At 54.0% G+C, this 23,452-nt stretch carries 8 protein-coding genes; 4 read left to right on the top strand and 4 right to left on the bottom strand.

The features are described from left to right. Positions 1-2: 2 nt before the first annotated feature. From BT119_RS24430 to yacG, 4 genes are read left to right on the top strand one after another with little or no spacing between them, the layout of a single operon-like run. The gene (locus BT119_RS24430; RefSeq protein ID WP_016981137.1) at positions 3-1,220 is read left to right on the top strand and encodes a type II secretion system F family protein; all 1,218 of its coding nucleotides are present in this window, start codon (positions 3-5) and stop codon (positions 1,218-1,220) included. 1 nt (position 1,221) lies between these two features. Further along, entirely contained in the window at positions 1,222-2,094 is an 873-nt protein-coding gene (locus BT119_RS24425; RefSeq protein ID WP_072367056.1) for a prepilin peptidase, read from the top strand. Next, complete coding sequence (gene coaE, locus BT119_RS24420) at positions 2,091-2,714, top strand: dephospho-CoA kinase (protein ID WP_072367055.1); 624 nt, start codon at positions 2,091-2,093, stop codon at positions 2,712-2,714. Before BT119_RS24425 ends, coaE begins: the two co-directional genes overlap by 4 nt. Continuing rightward, entirely contained in the window at positions 2,711-2,920 is a 210-nt protein-coding gene (yacG, locus tag BT119_RS24415; RefSeq protein ID WP_002552020.1) for a DNA gyrase inhibitor YacG, read from the top strand. The genes coaE and yacG overlap by 4 nt, the downstream gene beginning before the upstream one ends. Positions 2,921-3,385: 465 nt before the next feature. Here the strand turns inward: yacG and BT119_RS26410 are convergent, their stop codons facing one another. The 4 genes from BT119_RS26410 to BT119_RS24220 all read right to left on the bottom strand — a co-directional run bounded on the left by BT119_RS26410 (position 3,386) and on the right by BT119_RS24220 (position 23,350). Continuing rightward, the gene (locus tag BT119_RS26410; protein ID WP_083553803.1) at positions 3,386-19,240 is read right to left on the bottom strand and encodes a calcium-binding protein; all 15,855 of its coding nucleotides are present in this window, start codon (positions 19,238-19,240) and stop codon (positions 3,386-3,388) included. Beyond that, complete coding sequence (locus BT119_RS24230) at positions 19,237-19,695, bottom strand: hypothetical protein (protein ID WP_083553802.1); 459 nt, start codon at positions 19,693-19,695, stop codon at positions 19,237-19,239. The genes BT119_RS26410 and BT119_RS24230 overlap by 4 nt, the downstream gene beginning before the upstream one ends. 78 nt (positions 19,696-19,773) lie before the next feature. After that, a complete protein-coding gene (locus tag BT119_RS24225; RefSeq protein WP_072367053.1) occupies positions 19,774-21,195 on the bottom strand; it encodes an HlyD family type I secretion periplasmic adaptor subunit in 1,422 nt (473 codons plus the stop codon). Further along, the gene (locus BT119_RS24220; protein ID WP_072367052.1) at positions 21,188-23,350 is read right to left on the bottom strand and encodes a type I secretion system permease/ATPase; all 2,163 of its coding nucleotides are present in this window, start codon (positions 23,348-23,350) and stop codon (positions 21,188-21,190) included. The genes BT119_RS24225 and BT119_RS24220 overlap by 8 nt, the downstream gene beginning before the upstream one ends. Positions 23,351-23,452: the final 102 nt, after the last annotated feature.

Below are 23,452 nucleotides of genomic sequence, written 5' to 3'. Positions count from 1 at the left end.
GCATGGCCAGCAAGGCAGTTAAAGTCAGTGTTTACACATGGGAAGGTGTGGACAAGAAAGGCGGCAAACTCAGTGGCGAAGTGAGCGGGCACAATCTTGCGCTCGTAAAGGCTCAGTTGCGCAAGCAAGGTATCAACTTCACCAAGGTACGTAAAAAGCCCGTTTCGATCTTTGGCAAAGGCAAGAAGATCAAGCCGCTGGACATCGCATTCTTTTCCCGGCAGATGGCGACCATGATGAAGGCAGGTGTGCCGCTTCTGCAGTCATTTGACATCATTGCCGAGGGTGCAGAAAACCCGAACATGCGTGCACTGGTTGGCTCACTGAAGCAGGAGGTGTCGGCAGGGAACAGCTTTGCGACTGCTCTGCGACAGAAACCGGAATACTTCGATGACCTGTTTTGTAATCTGGTCGATGCGGGCGAGCAAGCAGGTGCGCTCGAAAGTCTGCTGGACCGCGTGGCGAGCTACAAGGAAAAGACGGAAAGGCTAAAGGCCAAAATCAAGAAGGCGATGACTTATCCTACCGCAGTATTAATTGTCGCCTTTATCGTGTCAGGCATTTTGCTTATTAAGGTCGTGCCGCAGTTTCAGTCTGTTTTCGCAGGGTTTAACGCGGAACTGCCAGCATTCACATTGATGGTCATTGCGCTTTCGGAAGTCGTTCAGCAGTGGTGGCTGGCAATAGTGGCACTGTTTTTTATCAGCTTTTTCATGTTCAAGCGGGCATACAAACAGTCTCAGAAGTTTCGTGACAGTCTCGACCGCTTTCTTCTGAAAGTCCCCATTATCGGACCGCTGATTTTCAAGTCGTCCGTCGCGCGCTATGCACGCACCCTTGCGACGACCTTTGCAGCAGGCGTCCCACTGGTCGAGGCACTGGACTCGGTCGCCGGAGCCACCGGTAACGTCGTGTTCAGGAACGCGGTCAATCAGGTCAAACAGGATGTTTCCACTGGCATGCAACTGAATTTCTCGATGCGATCCACAGGCGTATTTCCAAGTCTGGCGATACAAATGACAGCCATCGGGGAAGAGTCCGGTGCGCTTGACGCTATGCTCGATAAAGTCGCTACCTACTATGAAGAGGAAGTCGACAATATGGTCGACAACATGACCAGTCTGATGGAGCCTATGATCATGGCGGTGCTGGGAGTGATCGTCGGCGGCCTTGTGATTGCCATGTATCTCCCCATCTTCAAACTCGGAAGCGTTGTCTGAAATGCCCCTCCTCGATTTCCTGGCCAGCTCACCGCTGGCCTTCGTCATTACCTGCTGCTTACTCGGCCTCATCATCGGAAGCTTCCTCAACGTAGTCGTCTACCGCCTCCCCAAAATGATGGAGCGCGACTGGAAAGCCCAATCCCGTGAAATGCTCGGCCTGCCCGCCGAACCCGATCAGCCCGCCTTCAACCTGAACCGCCCTCGCTCCAGCTGCCCGCACTGCGCGCACAAAATCCGCCCGTGGGAAAACCTGCCGGTCATCAGCTATCTGCTGCTGCGCGGTAAATGCTCACAATGCAAAGCCCCCATCAGCAAACGCTACCCATTGGTAGAGCTGACCTGCGCAGTGTTGTCGGCCTACGTCGCCTGGCATTTCGGTTTCGGCTGGCAAACGGCGGCGATGCTGGTGTTGAGCTGGGGCCTGCTGGCGATGAGTCTGATCGACGCCGATCACCAGCTGTTACCTGACTCTCTGGTGCTGCCACTGCTGTGGCTGGGCCTCATCGTCAACGCTTTCGGGCTGTTCACCTCGCTGAACGATGCGCTTTGGGGCGCGGTGGCCGGTTATCTGGCGCTGTGGTCGGTGTTCTGGCTGTTCAAGCTGGTGACCGGCAAGGAAGGCATGGGTTATGGCGACTTCAAGTTGCTGGCCATGCTTGGCGCATGGGGCGGCTGGCAGATTCTGCCGTTGACCATCCTGCTGTCATCGCTGGTGGGTGCGGTGCTTGGGGTGATCATGATGCGCGTGCGCAGGGTTGAAAGTGGTATGCCGATCCCCTTTGGTCCTTATCTGGCCATTGCGGGGTGGATCGCTTTGCTCTGGGGTGGTCAAATAACCGACTCTTACATGCAGTTTGCCGGTTTCAGATGACTCACCCTGATCAAAAACCCTGGATTCTTGGCCTGACTGGCGGCATTGGTAGCGGTAAAAGTGCAGCGGCACAGTGCTTTACCAACCTTGGCATCGACACCGTGGATGCCGACCATGCCGCCCGCTGGGTGGTCGAGCCGGGGCGTCCAGCGCTGGAGCAGATAGCCGCGCACTTCGGTAAAGGCGTATTGCAGGCCAGCGGCGAGCTGAATCGCGGCGTGCTGCGCAAGCTGATCTTTGAAAACCCGGAGCAGCGACGTTGGCTGGAAGCGCTGCTGCATCCGTTGATCAATCAGGAAATCGTCAGCCATCTGGCCAGGGCCAAATCGCCGTATGCCATTCTGGTTTCGCCGCTGCTGATCGAATCCGGACAATACCGCATGGTGCAGCGCCTGCTGGTGATTGATACTCCGGCGCATCTGCAAATAGAACGCACCATGCTGCGCGACAGTTCCAGCCAGGATCAGGTCGAAGCCATTCTAAAGGTGCAGATCCAGCGCGAAGATCGTTTGCGTCATGCCGACGATGTGCTGGTCAACGACCGCGATCACGCCTGGCTGAACAGCGAAGTTGCGCGACTGCACCATTTTTATCTTACTTTGCGTGGAGGCCAATCATGAGCCAACCAATGACCGTCCAATGCCCAACCTGCGATGCCCCGGTGGAATGGAGCGCCGCCAGCCCGAGCCGCCCGTTTTGCTCCGAGCGCTGCAAACTGATCGACCTGGGAGCCTGGGCTTCTGAAGAGCATGCGATTCCGGTGAGCCCGGATGCTGAGGATGAATTGTTCTCGGGTGATCTGGAGGCTCCGCACCGGGGGCATTGATGCCCTCAATGCGAAGGCAACTCTGCTTCTGCCAAACGGGCGCCGGAGTGACCGGGGCGGAGATCCGCATTGCTCACAAAAGGCGATCACACAGCCGCCTGATTCCAAGCGGCTGTGATGCCCCACCACCAGAGACACTATTTTTTCTTGACCTTGTTCAGTTCCGCCAGTGGATCGCCACAACTCGACCGTTGACAGGGCTGAGCCGGCACGGGATCTGCCCCTGTAACCGTAAAGTCCCCTCGACGCGCGCCTTCTGTTGCGCACTTGTCACACCAGATCTCAGACACAACATCGTATCCATTAACGTTTCCCACTTGCATAAATCCCTCCTTGATTTCCAAAAACCGAATAAGTCAGCGCATTGCGCAACTCTATTACCCAGATCGATCTGAGTACGACTACCACTAAATCAGTCAGAAAAAGAGATGCATCGATAACCGATACACCTCTTTCCCACCTACCTTACTGCCAGTTTGCAGCCAGCACAGCATCTAACTGAGTTTGCTGTGCGGCAGTCAGATTCCGCTCGGCCCCTGCATCAACTCCGAAAGACGCCATTTTGTCGACCAGGCTTTGCACTTGGCTATCCAGCAGCGTTTTGCCGTCGGCAGTTTTGAACTGATCCACCTGATAGTCATTAGCTGCGTACCAATTGCTCACCAGCACCTTATCGTTGGTATCGATGATACTGACTTCCAGGTCGCTGCCACTGCGACGGAACCAGAGGTCTTCAAGGCTTACATCAGTACCGAATTGCAGCACGTCGGTGCCACTGCTGACGTCGTAGTTGTTGATAACGTCTCGCCCTGAGCCGATGCTGATCTCGTAGATGTCACTGCCATCGCCCCCGATAAGGCTATCGTTGCCAGTACCGCCGTTAAGTACATCATTGCCCGACCCGCCATAGAGAGTGTCGTTGCCCGCTTCTCCATACAACCTGTCGTTCCCCTCTTCGCCATACAGCATATCGATCCCTTTGCCGCCGTAGAGGCTGTCCTTGCCAGCGCCACCGGAAACAGTATCGTCGCCGTCGCCAGCGTTGATGACATCGTCACTCGCGTAACCGCGAAGTGTCTGGTCAGATGAGTTTCCAAGCAGTACTTGTGATTTGATGGTCGACTGACTCCATAGGGTGCCATCAGCGAACTGCAGTTGATCGATCTGATATCCGCTGGTTGCGTCCTCAGCGAAGTGATTCATCACGCGCAGATTATCGGTTGTACCGTTAACGCGAATGAGCAGATCACTGCTGTCCCGAGTGATACTGACATCACTGACATTCAGGTCGGCAAGTTTTACGGTATCAAGTTTTCCGACACGGGCTTCATTGGCATAGTAGATCGTGTCCTGGCCAGCGCCTTTGCCAAACAGATATGTATCATCTCCGTCACCACCGTTCAGTTGATCATTACCGGCACCGCCATCCAGAACATCATTGCCATCTCCGCCGTAGAGCGTGTCATTGCCGGCCCCACCTTGCAGCAAGTCGTTACCAGCGTCACCGTTAAGCGTGTCAGCACCCGCACCGCCGGACAAAGTATCGTTGCCGCTACCACCGTTCACAGTATCGTCGCCAGCACCGGCGCTGATAACGTCATTGCCAGAGGTACCCGATAACGTTTCATCACTATCCGAGCCTTGAAGTACCTGAGATTTGATTTGCGTCTGGTCCCAGACGCTGCCATCGGCAAAAACGAGACGGTCGATCTGATAACCTCCAGCCGCGTCGCTCTGGAAGTGATAAACCACTCGCAAGCTATCGGTACTGCCTAACACACGGATGATGAGATCATTACCGTCACGGCGCACGCTGACATCGGAAGCATTCAGATCGGTAAGTTTGATCGTGTCCAGCTTGCCTTCGCGATTTTCATAGGCGTAGTAAATCGTGTCTTGCCCGGCGCCCTTACCGAACAGATAAGTGTCGTCACCCTCGCCACCGTCCAGTTGATCGTTGCCAGCGCCGCCGTCCAGGGAGTCGTTACCCACACCACCGCTGAGGCTGTCATTCCCTGCGCCGCCGAGCAACACATCATTGCCCTCGCCACCGTTCAACGTATCGGCTCCGGCATTGCCTGTCAGAGTGTCATTACCAGCAGCGCCATTGATGACGTCATCACCTGCTCCCGCATCGATAACATCGTTGCCGCTGGTGCCCGACAATGTTTCGTCCGCATCGCTACCCTGCAGAACCTGGTTCTTGATGGCGGACTGATCCCAGAAACTTCCATCGGCGAACTGAATGCGATCAATCTGATAGCCATAAGTCGCATCATTGGTGAAGTGGCTCATCACACGGAGGCTGTCAGTACTGCCTAATACGAGAATGAGTAGGTCACTTCCGTCGCGGCGCACACTGACGTCTACTGCATTAAGGTCAGTAAGCTTCACGGTATCGAGCTTGCCGATACGGCTTTCGTAGGCGTAGTAGACCGTATCCTGACCAGCGCCTCTGGCAAAGAGATAGGTGTCATCACCATCACCGCCATCAAGACGGTCGTTACCGGCGCCGCCATCAAGGATGTCGTTACCGAGGCCACCGTTCAGGGTGTCATTGCCCATACCACCTAGCAACAGATCGTCACCGGCCTCGCCATTGAGAGTGTCTGCACCTTTGCTGCCTGACAACGTATCGTCGCCACTGCCACCATTGACGGTATCGTCTCCCGCACCTGCGTCAATACTGTCGCTAATGGCTGTGCCCGCCAACGTCTCGTCGGCATCCGTTCCCTGTAGAACCGCAGATTTGATCGACGCCTGATTCCAGCTATTGCCGTCGGCAAACTGGATTCGATCAACCTGGTAACCATAAGTCGCATCATTGGTGAAGTGAGCTACCACTCGCAGGCTATCGGTGGTACCCAGTACACGAATGAGCAAATCATTACCGTCACGGCGCACACTTACGTCCGCAGCATTCAAGTCGATCAACTTCACCGTATCGAGCTTGTCGGCACGACCTTCGTAGGCGTAGTAAATACTGTCCTGGCCCGAACCTTTACCGAACAGGTAAGTATCGTCACCGTTGCCGCCGTCCAGCATGTCATTACCAGCACCGCCGTCCAGTTGGTCGTTACCGTTACCGCCGTAGAGAGAGTCCTTACCGTCGCCGCCATTCAATACATCGTTGCCATCCTCGCCATTCAACGTGTCGGCACCGCTGCCACCGGAGAGAGTATCGTTGCCGCTTCCCCCATTGACCGAATCGTCGCCCGCTGCCGCATAGATGACGTCATCACTGCCGGTGCCCGACAGCGTTTCGTCAGCCTCAGTACCTTGCAACACCTGCGCCTTGATTGCGGTCTGATCCCAGAAGCCGCCGTCCGCGAACGCAATTCTGTCTATCTGATAGCCAGCTGTTGCATCGCCCATAAAGTGATAAACAACTCGCAGAGTATCGGTCGTGCCAAGAATGCGGATGACCAGGTCATAGCCGTCACGAGCAACACTTACATCAGCAGCATTGAGATCAACCAGTTTGACTTGATCAACCTTGCCCGCACGACTTTCGTTGGCGTAGTAGATGGTGTCCTGACCCGAGCCCTTGCCGAACAGGTAGGTATCGTCACCCGCACCGCCATCGAGACGATCATTGCCGGCACCGCCATCAAGTACGTCATTACCACTGCCGCCTGCGAGGCTGTCATTTCCAGCGCCGCCATTGAGGTAATCATCACCTTCATCGCCATTGAGCGAGTCGGCACCGTCGCCACCCAACAACCGGTCCTGCCCGGCGCCGCCATACAACGTATCGTCATCGGCGCCACCATCGATCAGATCGTCGCTCGCGAAACCCGTCAGAACCTGAGCAGCATCACTGCTTGTTAGCACCTGCGCCTTGATGGCAGACTGATCCCAATTGCTGCCATCGGCGAATTCGATCCGGTCGATCTGATAGCCGGCGGTGGCGTCACTCATGAAGTGATACATCACACGTAGTGTATCGGTCGTGCCGTTGATACGGATTACGAGGTCATAGCCGTCACGCACCACACTGACATCGGCAGCATTGAGGCCAACCAGCTTGACCTGATCGACCTTACCTACACGGTTTTCGTTCGCATAGTAAATGGTGTCCTGGCCCGCGCCTTTACCGAACAGGTAAGTATCGTCACCGGCTCCGCCATCCAAACGGTCATTCCCGGCACCTCCATCTAGCACATCGTTGCCAGCACCACCGTTGAGGATGTCGTTGCCCGACCCGCCTTGCAGCAGATCGCTACCCTCTTCACCACTCAACGTATCAGCTCCGGAGCCACCCATCAGAGTGTCATTGCCAGCAGCACCGTTTATTGTGTCGTCCCCACCGCCCGCGTCGATCAAGTCATCGGTAGCGTACCCTGCCAGGTACTGGTCCACATCACTCCCCAGCATGACCTGGGTCTTGATTGTGTCCTGCCCCCAAGTGCTGCCATCGGCAAACTGGATGCGATCAATCTGATAACCGGAAGTGGCATCGCCCATGAAGTGATACATGACCCGCAGGGTATCGGTCGTGCCATTGACCCGAACTACCAGGTCGTAGCCATCTCGCGAAACACTGACGTCCGAAACGCCGAGACCGACCAACTGAATCGTATCGACCTTGCCTGCACGGGTTTCATTGACGTAGTAAAGGGTGTCTTGCCCAGATCCTTTACCGAACAGATAGGTATCGTCACCGGCTCCGCCATCAAGACGATCATTCCCGGCACCACCATCAAGCACGTCGTCACCCGAACCGCCGGTGAGGGTGTCATTACCCGATCCGCCTTGCAGCAGATCGTTACCATCATCGCCATTCAAGGTATCGGCACCTGACCCACCGACGAGTTTATCGTTGCCAGCGGCACCGACGATTGTGTCGTCCCCGGCACCGCCGTCGATCAGATCGTCAGTACCGTAGCCCGCCAGGTACTGGTCGGCGTCACTGCCTTGCAATACTTGAGACTTGATCGCTTCCTGATCCCAGGCGCTGCCATCTGCGAACTGGATGCGGTCAATCTGATAGCCCGATGTTGCATCACCTGCAAAGTGATAAACCACGCGCAAACTGTCGGTAGTACCGTTGACCCGAATAACCAGATCACTGCCATCTCGTGAAACACTTATATCTGCTGAACCCAAGCCAACAAGCTGGATCGTATCAACCTTGCCTGCGCGGGTTTCATTGGCATAGTAGATGGTGTCCTGGCCTGATCCTTTGCCGAACAGGTAAGTATCGTCACCCGCACCACCATCCAGACGATCGTTACCAGCACCACCGTCTAGCAAATCATTGCCTGCACCACCGTTCAGGATGTCGTTACCCGTTCCTCCATCGAGCACATCGTTGCCCGCGCCACCATTAAGGGTGTCATTGCCCGATCCGCCTTGCACAAGATCGTCGCCGTCATCGCCATTGACGGCATCATCCCCTGAATTACCAAAAAGCTTATCGTTGCCAGCAGCACCGTAAACAGTATCGTCTCCGGCACCGGCCTCGATCAGATCATCAGTGCCGTAACCTTCGAGATATTGATCAGCATCAGTGCCTTGCAGTGCGAGAGACTTGATGGTTTCCTGCCCCCAGATGTTTCCATCGGCGAACTGGATGCGGTCAATCTGATACCCCGATGTCGCGTCGCTCAGGAAGTGATATACCACTCTGAGGCTATCGGTAGTGCCGTTGACCCGGAGGACCAAATCATAGCCGGCTCGCGAGATACTTATATCTCCTACATTGAGGCCGACCAGTTGGATCGTGTCTACCTTGTCTGTTCGAGCCTCATTGGCGTAGTAAATAACGTCCTGACCTGACCCTTTGCCAAAGAGATAAATATCGTCTCCAGCGCCGCCATCCAGACGATCGTTACCAGCCCCACCATCCAGTACGTCGTTCCCGGCACCACCGTTGAGAACATCGCTACCTGATCCGCCATTGACCAAATCGTTACCATCGTCACCATTCAGCGTGTCGGAGCCGGTGCCGCCGGACAGAGTGTCATTGCCGGCAGCCCCATTGAGTGTGTCATCTCCACCGCCCCCCGCGATCACATCGTCGCTGGCAAAACCAGTCAATGTTTCATCAGCATTGCTGGATTGCATTACAAGGGCATTTATCCCCGCCAGGTTTAATACATCACCGTCGGCAAACTGGATCTGGTTGATCTGGTAGCCATAGGTAGAATCGTTGGTAAAGTGATTGCTGACTCGAAGGGTGTCCGTCGTACCTTTAACTCTGATCAACAGATCGTTGCTTTCCCGAACGATAGTTACATCACCACTGTTCAGCCCTACCAGCTTGACGATGTCAGCTCGGGTCGAAACAGGGTCATAGGCCAAAACAGTATCCTGGCCCGAACCTTTCCCAAAGACATAGGTGTCATTGCCATAACCGCCATCCAGACGATCATTACCCGCACCGCCCTCTAGTATGTCATCGCCGCCATTACCATAAAGCGAATCGTGCCCCGTCCCACCGGTCAGCGTTTCATTTGCTTCTGTGCCCGTAATGGTCAAAGAGCTCACCGGTACAACGGTGGAGAGATTGGCGTTGAGATCGTCCTTGTTCCAAACGACTCCATCCGCAAACTGTATCTGATCAATGCCATAACCGTAGATCGCGCTGGCGTAGAAGTGCCAGCTGACGCGAAGGGTTTCGCCGCTGTCCTTGATCTGGATAACCAGATCATCCGACTCACGACGTATCACTACGTCAGAAACATTCAGCCCCTCAAGACGAATGACATCCAGCTTGCCGACCGTGGTGTCGTTATAGGCGTAATTACTGATGGTGTCCTGGCCCGAGCCTTTGCGGAACACATAGGTGTCGGAGCCGAAACCACCGTCCAGCGAATCATTGCCGCTGCCTCCATCAAGTAGATCATTGCCGTAGCCGCCACTTAACGTGTCACTGCTTGTGCCGCCCAACAGCGTGTCGTCGCCATCCTCACCATAGAGCGTATCCTTGCCGTCGCCGCCGTCGAGAATGTCATCTCCCTGGCGACCACTAAGCACGTCGTTACCAGACTGCCCGAACAGACTGTCAGCCGAGTCGTAACCCGAAACAGTGTCATCACCTTCAGAGCCCGACAGCATTGCTGACCTGATCTGCGCATTGGTCAGCACCGAACCGTCTGCAAACTGCACCTGATCAATGCCATAGCCATAGTTGGCATAGGGATAGAAGTGCGAGCTGACACGCAAGGTTTCGCCACTGTCCTTGATCTGGATAATCAGGTCATCAGACTCGCGGCGCATCGCCACATCAGACGCATTCAGGCCTTCCAGGCGAATCACATCCAGCTTGCCAACCGTGGTGTCGTTGTAGGAGTAGTTGTTGATGGTGTCCTGGCCCGAGCCTTTGCGGAACACATAAGTGTCGGAACCATAGCCACCGTCCAGCGAATCGTTACCGGCTCCGCCATCAAGGGTGTCGTTACCGTCGCCACCACTAAGGGTGTCTCGGCCATCGCCACCTTTGAGGGTATCGTCACCTTGCAGGCCGTAGAGCAAATCGTTGCCCGACAGACCCAACAGATTATCGGCAGAGTCGTAACCCGAAATGGACTCATCTCCTTCGGTGCCAGTCAGCAGCGCCGTCCTGATCTGCGCATTGGTCAGCACCGACCCATCTGCGAACTGCACTTGGTCAATGCCGTAGCCATAGGTCGCATTGGCATAGAAGTGCGAGCCAACACGCAGGGTTTCGCCGCTATCTTTGATCTGAATAACCAGATCATCCGACTCACGACGCATCACAACATCCGAAGCGTTCAGCCCTTCCAGACGAATAACATCCAGCTTATCGACTGTGGTGTCGTTGTAGGCGTAGTTGCTAATGGAGTCTTGGCCGGAGCCCTTGCGGAACACATAAGTATCGGAGCCGAAACCACCGTCCAGCGAATCATTGCCGCTGCCGCCATCCAGAAGATCGTTACCATAGCCGCCACTCAGCGTGTCATTGCCTGAACCGCCCAATAACGTATCGTTTCCTTCCTCACCGTAAAGCGTGTCCTTGCCGTCACCACCATCAAGAACGTCATCGCCTTGGCGACCGTAAAGCATGTCGTTGCCAGACAATCCAAGAAGCCTATCAGCCGAGTCGTAGCCCACTACGCTTTCATCGACGTCAGTACCGGTCAGCAATGCTGTCTTGATTTGCGCACTGGTCAGCACCGAGCCATCCGCAAACTGCACCTGATCGATGCCATATCCATAGGCTGCATTGGCATAGAAGTGCGAGCTGACGCGCAAGGTTTCACCGCTGTCTTTGATCTGGATCACCAGATCATCCGACTCACGACGCATCACTACGTCAGAAGTATTCAGTCCCTCCAGACGGATCACGTCCAGCTTATCGACGGTGGTGTCGTTGTAGGCGTAGTTGTTGATGGTGTCCTGGCCCGAGCCTTTGCGGAACACATAGGTGTCGGAACCATAACCCCCGTCCAGCGAGTCATTGCCGCTACCGCCATCGAGAAGGTCATTGCCGTAACCGCCGCTCAGCGTGTCATTACCTGCACCGCCTGACAGCGTGTCGTTACCGTCTTCGCCATAGAGCGTGTCCTTGCCATCGCCACCGTCAAGGAGATCGTCGCCTTGACGACCATAAAGAACATCGTTTCCAGACAGTCCGGACAGACTGTCCGCCGAGTCGTAGCCCACTATCGTTTCATCGACTTCAGTGCCTGTCAGCAAAGTTGTCTTGATTTGCGCACTGGTCAGCACCGAGCCATCTGCAAACTGCACCTGATCAATGCCATAGCCATAAAGAACGTTGGTTGAGAAGTGCGAGCTGACGCGAAGGATTTCGTCTGTGCCTTTGATCTGGATAACCAGATCATCGGACTCACGCCGTATCAGAACATCCGAAGCGTTCAGCCCTTCAAGGCGGATCACATCCAGCTTATCGACCGTTGTGTCGTTGTAGGCATAATTGCTGATAGTGTCCTGGCCCGCGCCCCTGCGGAATACGTAAGTGTCTGAGCCGAATCCACCATCCAGCGAGTCGTTGCCACTGCCGCCGTCCAGAGTGTCGCTGCCATAACCGCCACTCAGCGTGTCATTACCTGCACCGCCCAACAACGTGTCGTTGCCTTCCTCTCCATTAAGAGTGTCCTTGCCGCGGCCACCTTCAAGCAGGTCGTTGCCAGCCCGACCAGCGAGGGTGTCATTACCGTCTCCGCCGGACAAGCGGTCTTCGCTCGCGTAGCCTGTGATGCTGTCGTCGCTCTCTGCGCCTATCAGCAATGCCGCTGTGATCTGCGCTTGGTCCCAAACGATGCCATTGGCGAACTGCAACTGATTGATCGCATATCCATAGCTCTGGTCTGCGTAGAAGTGCGAATTGACCCTTATTGTTTCGCCCGTCTGATTGATCTGAATAACCAGGTCATCAGACTCGCGGCGAATACTGACATCCTCTGAGGTCAGCCCCTCAAGCCGAATAACATCGAGTTTGTCGACAGTGGTGTCGTTGTAGGCATAGTTACTGATGGTATCTCGGCCATAGCCCTTGCCGAACACATACGTGTCGGAGCCTTTTCCGCCATCGAGCGTATCGTTACCGGTCCCCCCATCAAGAACATCGTTGCCAGCGCCGCCACTAAGCGAATCGTTTCCTGCGCCGCCCAGCAGCGTGTCGTTTCCGTCCTCACCATTGAGCGTATCCTTGCCATCGCCCCCGTCTAGTACGTCATCGCCGCCGCGACCGCTTAAAATGTCATTGCCGGCCAAGCCTGCCAGTTTATCGTCGCTGGCATAACCCGTGATGCTGTCGTCACTTTCAGTACCGATCAACAAGGCAGCCGTAATCTGCGCCTCGTCCCAAAGGGTGCCATCGGCAAATTGCAGCTGGTTGATTGCATAACCGTAGGACTGATCCACGGTAAAATGCGAACTGATACGCAGCGTCTCGCCCGTCTGACGAATCTGAATAAGCAAGTCATCGGATTCACGACGAATACTTACATCGCTGGTATTCAGTCCCTCCAGACGAACGACGTCCAGCTTGTTGGCTGTGAGGTCGTTATAGGAGTAGTTGCTGATGGTGTCCTGCCCAGAACCCTTTCGGTAAATATAAGTATCCGAGCCCTTGCCACCCTCCAACGAATCATTACCAGCACCTCCATCGAGGGTATCGTTGCCCGCGCCACCGTTAAGGGTATCGTTGCCGAGACCACCGAGCAGGGTGTCATCACCGTCCTCACCGTTGAGCGTATCGCGGCCTTCACCACCACTGAGAAGATCATCGCCAGCACGACCATTGAGCACATCGTCACCCTCAAGCCCTGCCAGCTCATCGGCAGTGGCATAACCGATAATACTGTCGCTGCCTTCCGTGCCTATCAAAAGCGCCGAAGTGATTTTGGCCTGGTCCCAGACTGTACCGTCAGCAAACTGAAACTGATTGATTGCATAACCATACGTTTGATCAACTGCGAAATGTGAACTGACCCGCAGAATTTCGCCCGTCTGACGAATCTGAATGACAAGATCGTCAGACTCGCGGCGAATACTGACGTCTTCAGCGGTCAACCCTTCCAGGCGCACCACATCCAGTTTGTTCGGCATGTTCTCGTTGTAGGCATAGTTGTAGACAATGTCCTGCCCCGACCCCTTTCGGAAGATATAAGTGTCCGAGCCTTTACCGCCCTCAAGCGAATCGTTGCCCGTGCCACCGTCGAGAGTGTCGTTACCTTCGCCACCGGAGAGAATGTCATTGCCTGCTCCGCCCAATAGGGAATCATCGCCAGCCTCTCCGTTGAGACTATCTTTGCCGTCGCCACCATCAAGCAGATCATTGCCATTGCGGCCGTTGAGTGTGTCATTGCCCGCCAGCCCCAAGAGCGTGTCGGCAGTGTCGTAGCCCGTGATAGTGTCGTTGCCGTCGGTACCATCAAGAAGCGCAGCAGTGATGCTTGCGCGATCCCAGACAGTGCCATCGGCAAACTTCAACTGATCGATGGCATAACTCCAACTGCCGGATTCAGAGGTGAAATGCGAACGGATTCGCAAAGACTCGCCGGTCTGACGAATCTGCACAATCAGGTCGTCGGACTCCCGGCGCAGGCTGACGTCATCACCGTTCAGGCCATCGAGACGTACAATGTCGAGTTTGTTGGCGGTTGTATCGTTGTAACTGGAGTTATCAATTGCGTCGGAGCCAGAGCCTTTAGCAAAGATATAGGTGTCCGACCCTTTACCACCTTCCAGTGTGTCGTTTCCAGTACCGCCATCCAGCAGGTCGTCCCCGTTACCACCGGCCAGGCTGTCGTTGTCGGCACCGCCGAGCAACGTATCTGCACCGTCTTCGCCATATAAAGTGTCGCGCCCTGCACCTCCGCGAAGGGTGTCACTACCAAGGCCGCCAGAAAGCGTGTCGTTGCCTGCCAATCCTTCAAGAGTATCGTCAGTGTCGTAACCGGTGAGCGTGTCATTGAACTCGCCCCCCGTCAGTAACGAAGCCTTGATCTGATCTACACCCCAGACAGTACCGTCAGCAAACTGCAGTTGATCGATGGCGTAGTTGTAGTAACTGCTGGAAGGAGAGAAATGCGAGGAAACACGCAGGGTATCGCCGGTTTCCTTGATCTGGATAATCAGATCACTGTATTCCCGACGCAGGCTGATATCGCTCAGGTTAAGCCCTTCAAGACGAATGACGTCTTGCTTGCCAACCGTGCCCTCGTTGTACACGCCGTTGCTGATGCTGTCCTGGCCAGAGCCTTTACGGAAAACGTAGGTGTCAGAACCATAACCACCGTCAAGGCTGTCGTTGCCAGAACCACCATCCAGCACGTCATCGCCATAGCCGCCACTGAGCGAGTCATTACCTGCGCGCCCCAGCAATGTGTCATTGCCATCCTCGCCGTATAAAGTGTCCGAGCCATTGCCCCCGTCGAGCACATCATCGCCTGCACGACCACTCAGCGAATCGTTTCCATCCTGGCCAAAGAGGCTATCTGCTGTGGCATAACCAGTGAGAGTGTCGGCCTCTTCCGATGGCAGAACAACGGCAGCTTTGATCTGTGCACCATCCCACACGGAGCCGTCGGCGAATTTCAGTTGATCAATCGCGTAGGCGGTGACGCCATCCTGGCTGAAATGCGAACGCACAGTCAGGGTGTCACCTGTTGCCTTGATCTGAATGACAAGATCGTCACCCGACCGAGAAAAGCGCAGGTCGGCCGGATTCAAGCCATCCAGCTGAATGACATCAACCTTATCGGCAGCTGTTTCGCCGTAAGAGTTGTTGTTGATGCTGTCCTGACCATACCCTTTTGCAAAGCGGTAAGTGTCAGAACCGCGACCGCCATCAAGCGTATCGTTGCCAGTGCCACCATCAAGGATGTCGTTACCATCAGCGCCATAGAGAGTATCGCTACCGGCGTTGCCAGCCAGCAAATCGTTCCCTTCCTCGCCATACAGGTAGTCTGAGCCGGAACCACCGCTCAATGTGTCCTGGCCAATACCGCCATACAAGGTGTCGCTGCCTTCATCGCCATTCAGAACATCGTTACCGGCAAGGCCATTGAGGACGTCATCCCCCATACCACCAACAATACGGTCATCGGATGCATAGCCGGTGAGAGCATCATTACCGTCAGTGAAGGTAAAGGCCGCCATGCTCTTGATTTGCTCAACGTCCCACTGAGTGCCGTCAGCAAATCGAATCTGCTCTACGGTATAAGGCGTGTCGCCGTCATTCTGGAAGTAGCCGGAAATCGTTACCTTGTCCGTGGAATTTTTAAGGGACAAGACCAGATCATTATATGAACGGGTAACAATGATATCGGTCGGAAGAATGTTCGTCGCGAACTCGATAACATCTGTCTTTCCGGCACTCGAATCGTAGTTATTGATCGAGTCCTGACCCCAGCCACGGTTGAAACGATAGACATCAGAACCATCACCGGCCGTGAGGTAATCGTTACCCGTACCGCCATCCAGTTGATCGTTGCCTGAATCGCCGTACAGAGTGTCGTTGCCCGCATCACCTAGCAGTGTGTCATTGCCCTCGCCACCAGTCAGGTAGTCCACGCCATCGCCACCGGATAACTGATCAATGCCGGAACCGCCGTAAAGATAGTCATTTCCAGCATCGCCGAGCAGAGTATCGTCGCCACTCTCACCCGAGAGACTGTCTGCACCGACTCCGCCCTGAAGAGTATCGTTACCCCCCTGACCATTAAGACTGTCATCGCCTGAACCGCCGCTCAGAACGTCGTCGGTGGCGTAACCCCAAACATTGTCATTGCCATCTGTGGTGATAATTGACAGGGCTTTGATCTGATCCAGATTCCATGTCGTGCCATCGGCAAAACGGATCTGCTCCAACGCATAAGGAGTAACACCGTCATTCTGGAAATAGCCAGAAATCGTGATTCTGTCAGCAGAGTCTTTCAGCGACAGGATCAGGTCAGTGTATGAACGAGTGACGATGACATTGGCCGGAAGAATATCCGCCGCGAACTCGATAGCATCTGTCTTTCCAGCACTCGAATCGTAGTTATTGATCGAGTCCTGGCCCCAGCCACGACTGAAACGATAGACATCAGAACCATCACCGGCCGTGAGGTAGTCGTTGCCAGTACCGCCATCCAGTTGATCGTTACCTGAATCACCGTAAAGAGTGTCGTTACCTGCATCACCTAGCAGTGTGTCATTGCCCTCGCCACCAGTCAGGTAGTCCGCGCCCTCCCCCCCAGACAACTGGTCGGTGCCAGAACCGCCGTATAGGTAGTCATTCCCGGAATCGCCGAGCAGAGTGTCGTCGCCGCTTTCACCCGAGAGGCTGTCAGCTCCGGCTCCGCCCTGAAGGATGTCGTTGCCTGCCTGACCATACAGGCTGTCATCGCCCAGACCACCATTCAGGGTGTCATCAGTCGCGTAGCCCCAGACATTGTCATTGCCATCTGTAGTGACAACCGCCATGATTTTGGCTTGGTCTAGGGTCCAAGTGGTGCCATTAGCAAAGCGGATTTGCTCCAATACATACGGGGTAATGCCGTCATTCTGGAAATACCCATAAATAGTAATTTTGTCAGACGAGTTCTTTAGCGAAAGAACTAAATCGGTATATGCGCGAGTAACAACTATGTCTACAGGAAGAATATCTGCAGCAAACTCAATAACATCGAGCTTTCCCGCGCTTGAGTCATAATTATTTATCGAGTCCTGCCCCCAGCCACGACTAAAACGATAACTGTCAGAACCAGCCCCCCCATCAAGTTGATCATTACCCCGCCCGCCCTCAATGAAGTCATCACCCAAACCACCAGAAATGGTGTCATTACCAATTTCACCTATGAGTACATCATTACCGCCAGCACCACTCAGGTAGTCAGAGCCGTCACCGCCATTTAATACATCATTGCGTTCCCCGCCATAAAGAGAGTCATTACCCGCCTTACCAAAAATATAGGCTTTTTCCAACTGAACCTGCAATGAGTCGTTAGTGCTAGAACCTATAAACAGACCCGAGAGCTCCAGTGCAAGAAGCTTTTGCTCAGACTGTGTGAGAGACTCATAATACGAATTAAACTCAGCCGCTAACTCGGTGGGCATCTCGCGTCCCAACGATGTCCCCATAAGCTCAACCAAATCAACTAAAGCGTCAACTTTAGAAAGTAGAAACTTACTATCAATCAGCTCAAAAACCTTACTATAATCTAAATACTCCAAATCTTCAGACAGATCCACGGCGCCGTAGTAGGATTTTAGTCGTGTCTGCAACAACAACCCTTGATAGACCGAATCGAGAAGCTCAGAGTATGATTCATTCAGAAGCGCTACCTGAGTAGAGTTTAATAAAAAGTCTTTTTCAGTCAAAGTTATCACTTGACCGCCAAGCAACAACCCTAGTGACTTAGAAGTATTAATACTGCCTACAGTCAAGCTAACTGAAGAGTTTTTCGACGCATCCGTAGATGAAGAAAAATCAAAAAAAACCTGACCATTAAAAATCTCCAGTATGGAGATGCGCTCAAAAATTCTCATCTGCTCCAGCTGTTCAGAAGTAGGAGTTGAATCTTTTGAGCCGCCGCTTCCTCCTTCGCCACCACCATTTCCCGAATCGACGACACCCTCTTTAATATTCCATGAGTACTCAAACTTAAAGCTATTATTACCTACAACCAGATCTCCAATACGCTCTTTGAACGTATCAAAACTTGACGTCGCACTCCAAGCACTTAACAGATCATCCAACATGGACAGTTGCTGCGCCCGCGTACTTGCCTTTGAGTACGCCTCAAGTAACTGGTAAAGCCCTTGACTCATGGTTGCGGCAGCCGCCAAGTCCCTAACTGCACCCGAACCTGACATATTCACTAGTTGCGCAGCGGAATCGCTAACGTAGCTATCTGCAAACTCACTGTAAAATGGATTTGAAACCAGATCCAAATTTGCCGCCGAGCTTTGGTTACCATTTAACTTACCAACATGACCATCTTCATAAGTAAACTTTCCGATAGCTGAAATTACGTTACCGTTTTGGATCTCATTGGAGGCACTTGCTTCTAAACTTATAGACTTAACATTTAGCTCTTTAAGGCTTTTAAGCTCACCTATCTGAGAAATACCATCTTGATTAAAATCCTGCCACACCTTAACACTATCAAAAAGAGTATCTTCCCTATCGAAAACACCATCTTTATTTGAATCCAAGTCTGAAAGCGCGTCAAAGCCATTTACAGCCTTGGTTCCGTCCGCCTTTATTGTATCTACGCCAAATAGTTCTGCGCCACTGCCAATCAGACCATCTTCATCTTTATCCAATACTAAAAAGCCATCATCCTTACCTACCCAGCCAGTACCAGTTTTTAACCCATCACCGTTAAAATCAAACTTCACGCCTGCTGCAACGCTAACTGTTTCTATTCCATCGTTATCAAGATCGAGTGCAAGGGGGTCACCTCGGGGTACAAAATTTCGGGCTGAAGAAAACTTTCCGTTCACCGCGTCAAATATCGGATCCAGCCATCTCCTTTTGGATATCTCCTCTGCTGACCAATCAATACCTGCTTCAAGCATCTTTGCAAAACCAAACTTCATAAGCTCGGTTTTAAAACCTTGACGCTTGAGATACTCCTGAAGTGTCTGGTTATTTTGCATAGAGTCAAAGACTCGATCCAAACCAGTTCTCTCGGTGATTTTCTCAAGCAAAAAAGTTGCAGCACCTACGCCAGCGGCTTTTGAAAGCTCTTCTGCCACTTTATAGTAAGCGCTTTCCCTGGTAGCAGGATCAACGGCATCTTGAGCAATACCATACCACGTTATTGCGCTATCAACCTTGTCATATATGTAAGTCGCGACACCAGCCTTTTTTAAAACCGCCGTTGGCACATTCATACAACACTTCCTTTTTCGTAATTAAATGCCGCAATCAAAAAATCCCGGACAGACCAAACCCACCCACCCAACAGTAAACAAGGTACCAATATAGAAAAAAATTGATGAAAATCGGAAAATGGTTTTTTTGCCACTCCAATCCCGACCACGCCAAGAACCACAAAGCTGAAAAATAAAAAGACGAACACTCTAACAAACAAATACATAACATCTGACAGTCTAACTTCACTTACCCAACCTTCAGTTTTTTCCGAGAACAGTATGATCCAGACTGTATGACAAAAGGTCGACCAAAAAAAACCCATAACACTATAGGTGGAAATCCGAGCATCCAAAACAAGAAAAAAAAAGGAGTATATACGGCTAACGCCACCGCCTAAGCCCGCTAAGTCATCAACAAAAAAATAGAGAGAGGCGCCACCAATAGCATAAATCGTCAGACCTAAAAGAAACATCATCCCTCCTTAAGCACATCTACAAACAGAAACATTCAGACAAACCACTCAACAATATTAAAAAATGAATCTACAGCTCTAGCGCTCCCTCAAACTCTCCAACGCATGCTGCTGCAACGGACTCAAAAAATACTCAATCACCCGCCGCTTATTGGTCTTCACTTCCGCCGTCACTGCCATGCCCGGTGACAACTTGATGTCCACACCATTCACATTCAGCGTGTTGCTGTTTAGGCGGATCTTGCTGCTGTAAATCAACCCGCGCTTTTCATCTTCGATGGCGTCGTTGGAGACGCTGATGACTTCGCCTTCGATCGTGCCGTACTTGGTGAAGGTGAAAGTCTCGACCTTGACGGTAACGGGCTGACCGGCGCGGACGAAACCGACGTCCTTGTTTTCCAGCATGGCTTCCACTTCCACCGGCTGGCCGTCGGGGACCAATACCATCAGCGGTTGCGCGGGGGTGACAACACCGCCGACGGTATGCACGGCCAGTTGCTGGACGGTGCCGTCTACGGGTGCTTCGAGGGTCGTGAGGTCTTCCTGATAGCGGGCCTTGGTCAGGTCCTGATTGAAAGATGCGATCTTTTGATCGGCTTGCTGCAGCAAGTCGAGCATGGCGCGGCGGGTCTGGGCGACTACGCCTTCGCGACGGCGTTCTGCTTCCTGGCGGGCGGCGGTGGATTGCAGAACGCTGGCTTGCTGTACGCTCAGTTGGCGTTCCAGGTCCAAGCGAGCCTGCTCCTTTTCCAGATAAGCGTGGCGGGCGATGTACTGCTTTTTCAGCAGGTTTTCATAGTCGCTGGCCAATTTGGTGGCGATGGGCAGGGTTTTCTGCAGGCTCGTGACTTGAATACGCGCCGCCTGAATGTCTGCCTGACGTTGCTGAATCTCGGCATCGACCAGGTCAAGGCTGCTGCGGTACTCCTGATACTGGCCCTGCAGCCAGCGCTCAGCCGCCAGCACATGCATCGGGTCGGCATCAACAATGGTGCCAGTCAGATCCCGAGGCGGTTTGCGCTGGTTGATTGCATCGAGCATGGCGGCCGCTCGGGCACTGTCGATACGTGCAGCCAGCAAATCACTGCGGACGCGTCCGACATCAGCATCGGCTGATGTGGAATCCAGCTCCAGAAGCAACTGACCGGCCTTGACCGATTGCCCGTCATGCACATGAATCGCCTTGACCACCGCCGTTTCACTGGACTGAATGGTTTTGGTCTTGCCGCTGGGGATGATCTTGCCGCTGGCGGTGGCGACTACATCAATCTTGCCCAGACAGGCCCACAGCAGCGCCAGTGCCGCGAACGCCATGATCGCCCACATGAAAATGCGCGGTGCGGGGTGGCTGGGTTTGTCCTGCAACTCCAGCGCGGCGGGCAGAAACTGCACTTCATGCGCCAGGCGCTTGGGCGCGTCCATTTCTCGACGCTGTCGCCAGGATTGCCGCCAGACACGGCGATAGCGTTGTAACAGTCCGCTGGATTCGGCGTTAGACATGGCTGCCTCCTTGCTGCAGGCGATGGAGGCGCGAGTAGTGACCGGCTTGATGCGTCAGCAATTCGGCATGAGTGCCCTGCTCTACAATTTGCCCGCGATCCACGACGACGATGCGGTTGGCATCGCGAACGGCAGACAGCCGATGCGCGATGATGATTACCGTGCGCCCCTTGCAAATGGCCTGCATGTTCTGCTGAACAATGCGCTCGGACTCATAGTCCAGCGCACTGGTGGCCTCGTCGAAAATCAGGATGCGCGGGTTGCCCATCAGCGCGCGGGCGATGGCGATACGTTGGCGCTGACCACCGGATAACGACGCGCCGTGCTCGCCGACCATCGTGTCGTAGCCTTCCGGCAGCTCAAGGATGAAATCGTGGGCGCCTGCCAGTTTGGCCATTTGCATCACGGCTTCCAAAGGCGCTCCGGCATCACTCAAGGCGATGTTTTCGCGGATGCTGCGGTTGAACAGCATGTTGTCCTGCAGCACCACGCCGATCTGGCGGCGCAGGGAAGAGACGTCTGCCAGCGCCAGATCCATGCCGTCGACCAGCACCCGACCGCGCTCTGGTACATAGAGGCGCTGTAACAGACGCGTCAGTGTGCTTTTGCCAGAGCCGGAGCGCCCCACCACACCGATGACCTGGCCTGGCGTGATAACCAGATTGATGCCACGCAGGATCTCCGAGCCATCCGGACGATAGCGAAAATGCACCTGGTCGAACTCTATGCGCCCCTTGATCGGCGGCAATGCACTGCGGTTGACTTGCGAGAGTTCGTTGCGGGTATTGAGGATGTCGCCCAGACGCTGAACCGACACACCGGTCTGCTGGAAGTTGGTCCACAGCTGCGCAAGGCGCATGATCGGTTGGGCAACACGCCCGGCGAGCATGTTGAATGCAATCAACTGGCCGACCGAAAGTTGGCCGTCGATTACCAGGCGCGCACCGAACCACAAAGTTGCGACAGTCACCAGTTTGCCAATCAGAGAGACACTTTCGTTGGCAATGGTCGACAGGTTCTGAGTTTTGAATCCGGCAGCGACATAGCCCGCCAACTGGTTATCCCACTTGCGAATGGCTTGAGGCTCCACTGCCATCGATTTAAGGGTGTCGATGCCGTTAACCGTTTCGACCAGAAACGCCTGATTCTCAGCACCTCGGGCAAAACTGTCGTTAAGGCGTTTGCGCAACACAGGAGTAATGAGCACCGACACCAGAATGTAGAGCGGCAGGGACAACAGCACGATCAAGGTCAGCCAGCCGCTGTAGTAGAACATCACCGCAATGAACACCACCGAGAACAGCACATCCAGCAACAGGGTGATGGCATTGCCGGTCAGGAAGTTGCGGATGTTTTCCAGTTCTCTCACCCGTGCTACCGAATCGCCCACGCGGCGTGCCTGGAAGTACGATAGCGGCAACGTGATCAAGTGACGAAACAGCTTCGAACCCAGCTCTACGTCGATGCGGCTGGCGGTGTGTGCGAACACATAGGTGCGCAAGCCAGACAAGGCCGACTCGAACAGCATCACACCGGCAAGGCCGATGGCGATAACGTCGAGGGTGGTCAATCCGTGATGGACAAGTACCTTGTCCATCACTACCTGGAAGAACAGCGGTGTGATCAGCGAGAAAATTTGCAGGACGAAGGAAACCAGCATCACTTCGCCCAGCAACTTCCGGTACTTGACGATGGCAGGAATGAACCAGGTGAAATCGAAACTTGAAGACTCGCCCGGCGTTCCGGCCTCCGAGCGAATGAGCAGTAACTGGCCTGTCCAACGCTCCTGCAAGGCCTCGAAAGTAACAACCTCGGGGCGTTGAGAAAGAGGGTCGTGGATGAGCGCCTTGCCTTGATCAAGACGCGCAATGATAAAGAATCCACCGTTATTGTCCGCTGCTATCGCGGGAAGTGGTGTACGGTCCAAACGCTCGGTGGTGGTCCTCGCAGCCTTGGCTTTCAAGCCGAGTTTACGGGCCGCCAGTAACAGGCTGTCCTGCGACAGATACTGGTCAGGGCTGCCAAACTCATGGGCAAGTTGCTCTGGCGAGGCGGCCACCTGATGGAAGCGCGCAAGCATAACCAGCGAAGCCAGTCCGGTGTCGAGGCGAGGGGCATTATCAGGCGTCTGAGCGCCTATTTCCGAATCATTCATAGCGCTTCCCTGCCGACATGCCACTGGTAGGCAAATCTGATCAATTTGCTAAATAATGGCAACAGGCCATCCGTGATGCGCGTCACACTTTTAGAATTTAAT

The sequence above is a fragment of the Pseudomonas sp. NFACC10-1 genome (assembly GCF_900119195.1).
Classification (GTDB): Bacteria; Pseudomonadota; Gammaproteobacteria; order Pseudomonadales; family Pseudomonadaceae; genus Aquipseudomonas; species Aquipseudomonas cerasi.
The sequence above is the reverse complement of the archived record's forward strand: the minus strand, read 5'-3'. Positions and strand labels throughout refer to the sequence as shown.

Excerpts from the sequence above, each read along its gene's own strand:
- BT119_RS24225 (WP_072367053.1), bottom strand. The coding sequence starts at position 21,195 with ATGTCTAACGCCGAATCCAGCGGACTGTTACAACGCTATCGCCGTGTC.
- BT119_RS24425 (WP_072367056.1), top strand. The coding sequence starts at position 1,222 with ATGCCCCTCCTCGATTTCCTGGCCAGCTCACCGCTGGCCTTCGTCATT.
- BT119_RS24220 (WP_072367052.1), bottom strand. The coding sequence starts at position 23,350 with ATGAATGATTCGGAAATAGGCGCTCAGACGCCTGATAATGCCCCTCGC.
- coaE (WP_072367055.1), top strand. The coding sequence starts at position 2,091 with ATGACTCACCCTGATCAAAAACCCTGGATTCTTGGCCTGACTGGCGGC.
- BT119_RS24230 (WP_083553802.1), bottom strand. The coding sequence starts at position 19,695 with ATGTTTCTTTTAGGTCTGACGATTTATGCTATTGGTGGCGCCTCTCTC.
- BT119_RS26410 (WP_083553803.1), bottom strand. The coding sequence starts at position 19,240 with ATGAATGTGCCAACGGCGGTTTTAAAAAAGGCTGGTGTCGCGACTTAC.
- yacG (WP_002552020.1), top strand. The coding sequence starts at position 2,711 with ATGAGCCAACCAATGACCGTCCAATGCCCAACCTGCGATGCCCCGGTG.
- BT119_RS24430 (WP_016981137.1), top strand. The coding sequence starts at position 3 with ATGGCCAGCAAGGCAGTTAAAGTCAGTGTTTACACATGGGAAGGTGTG.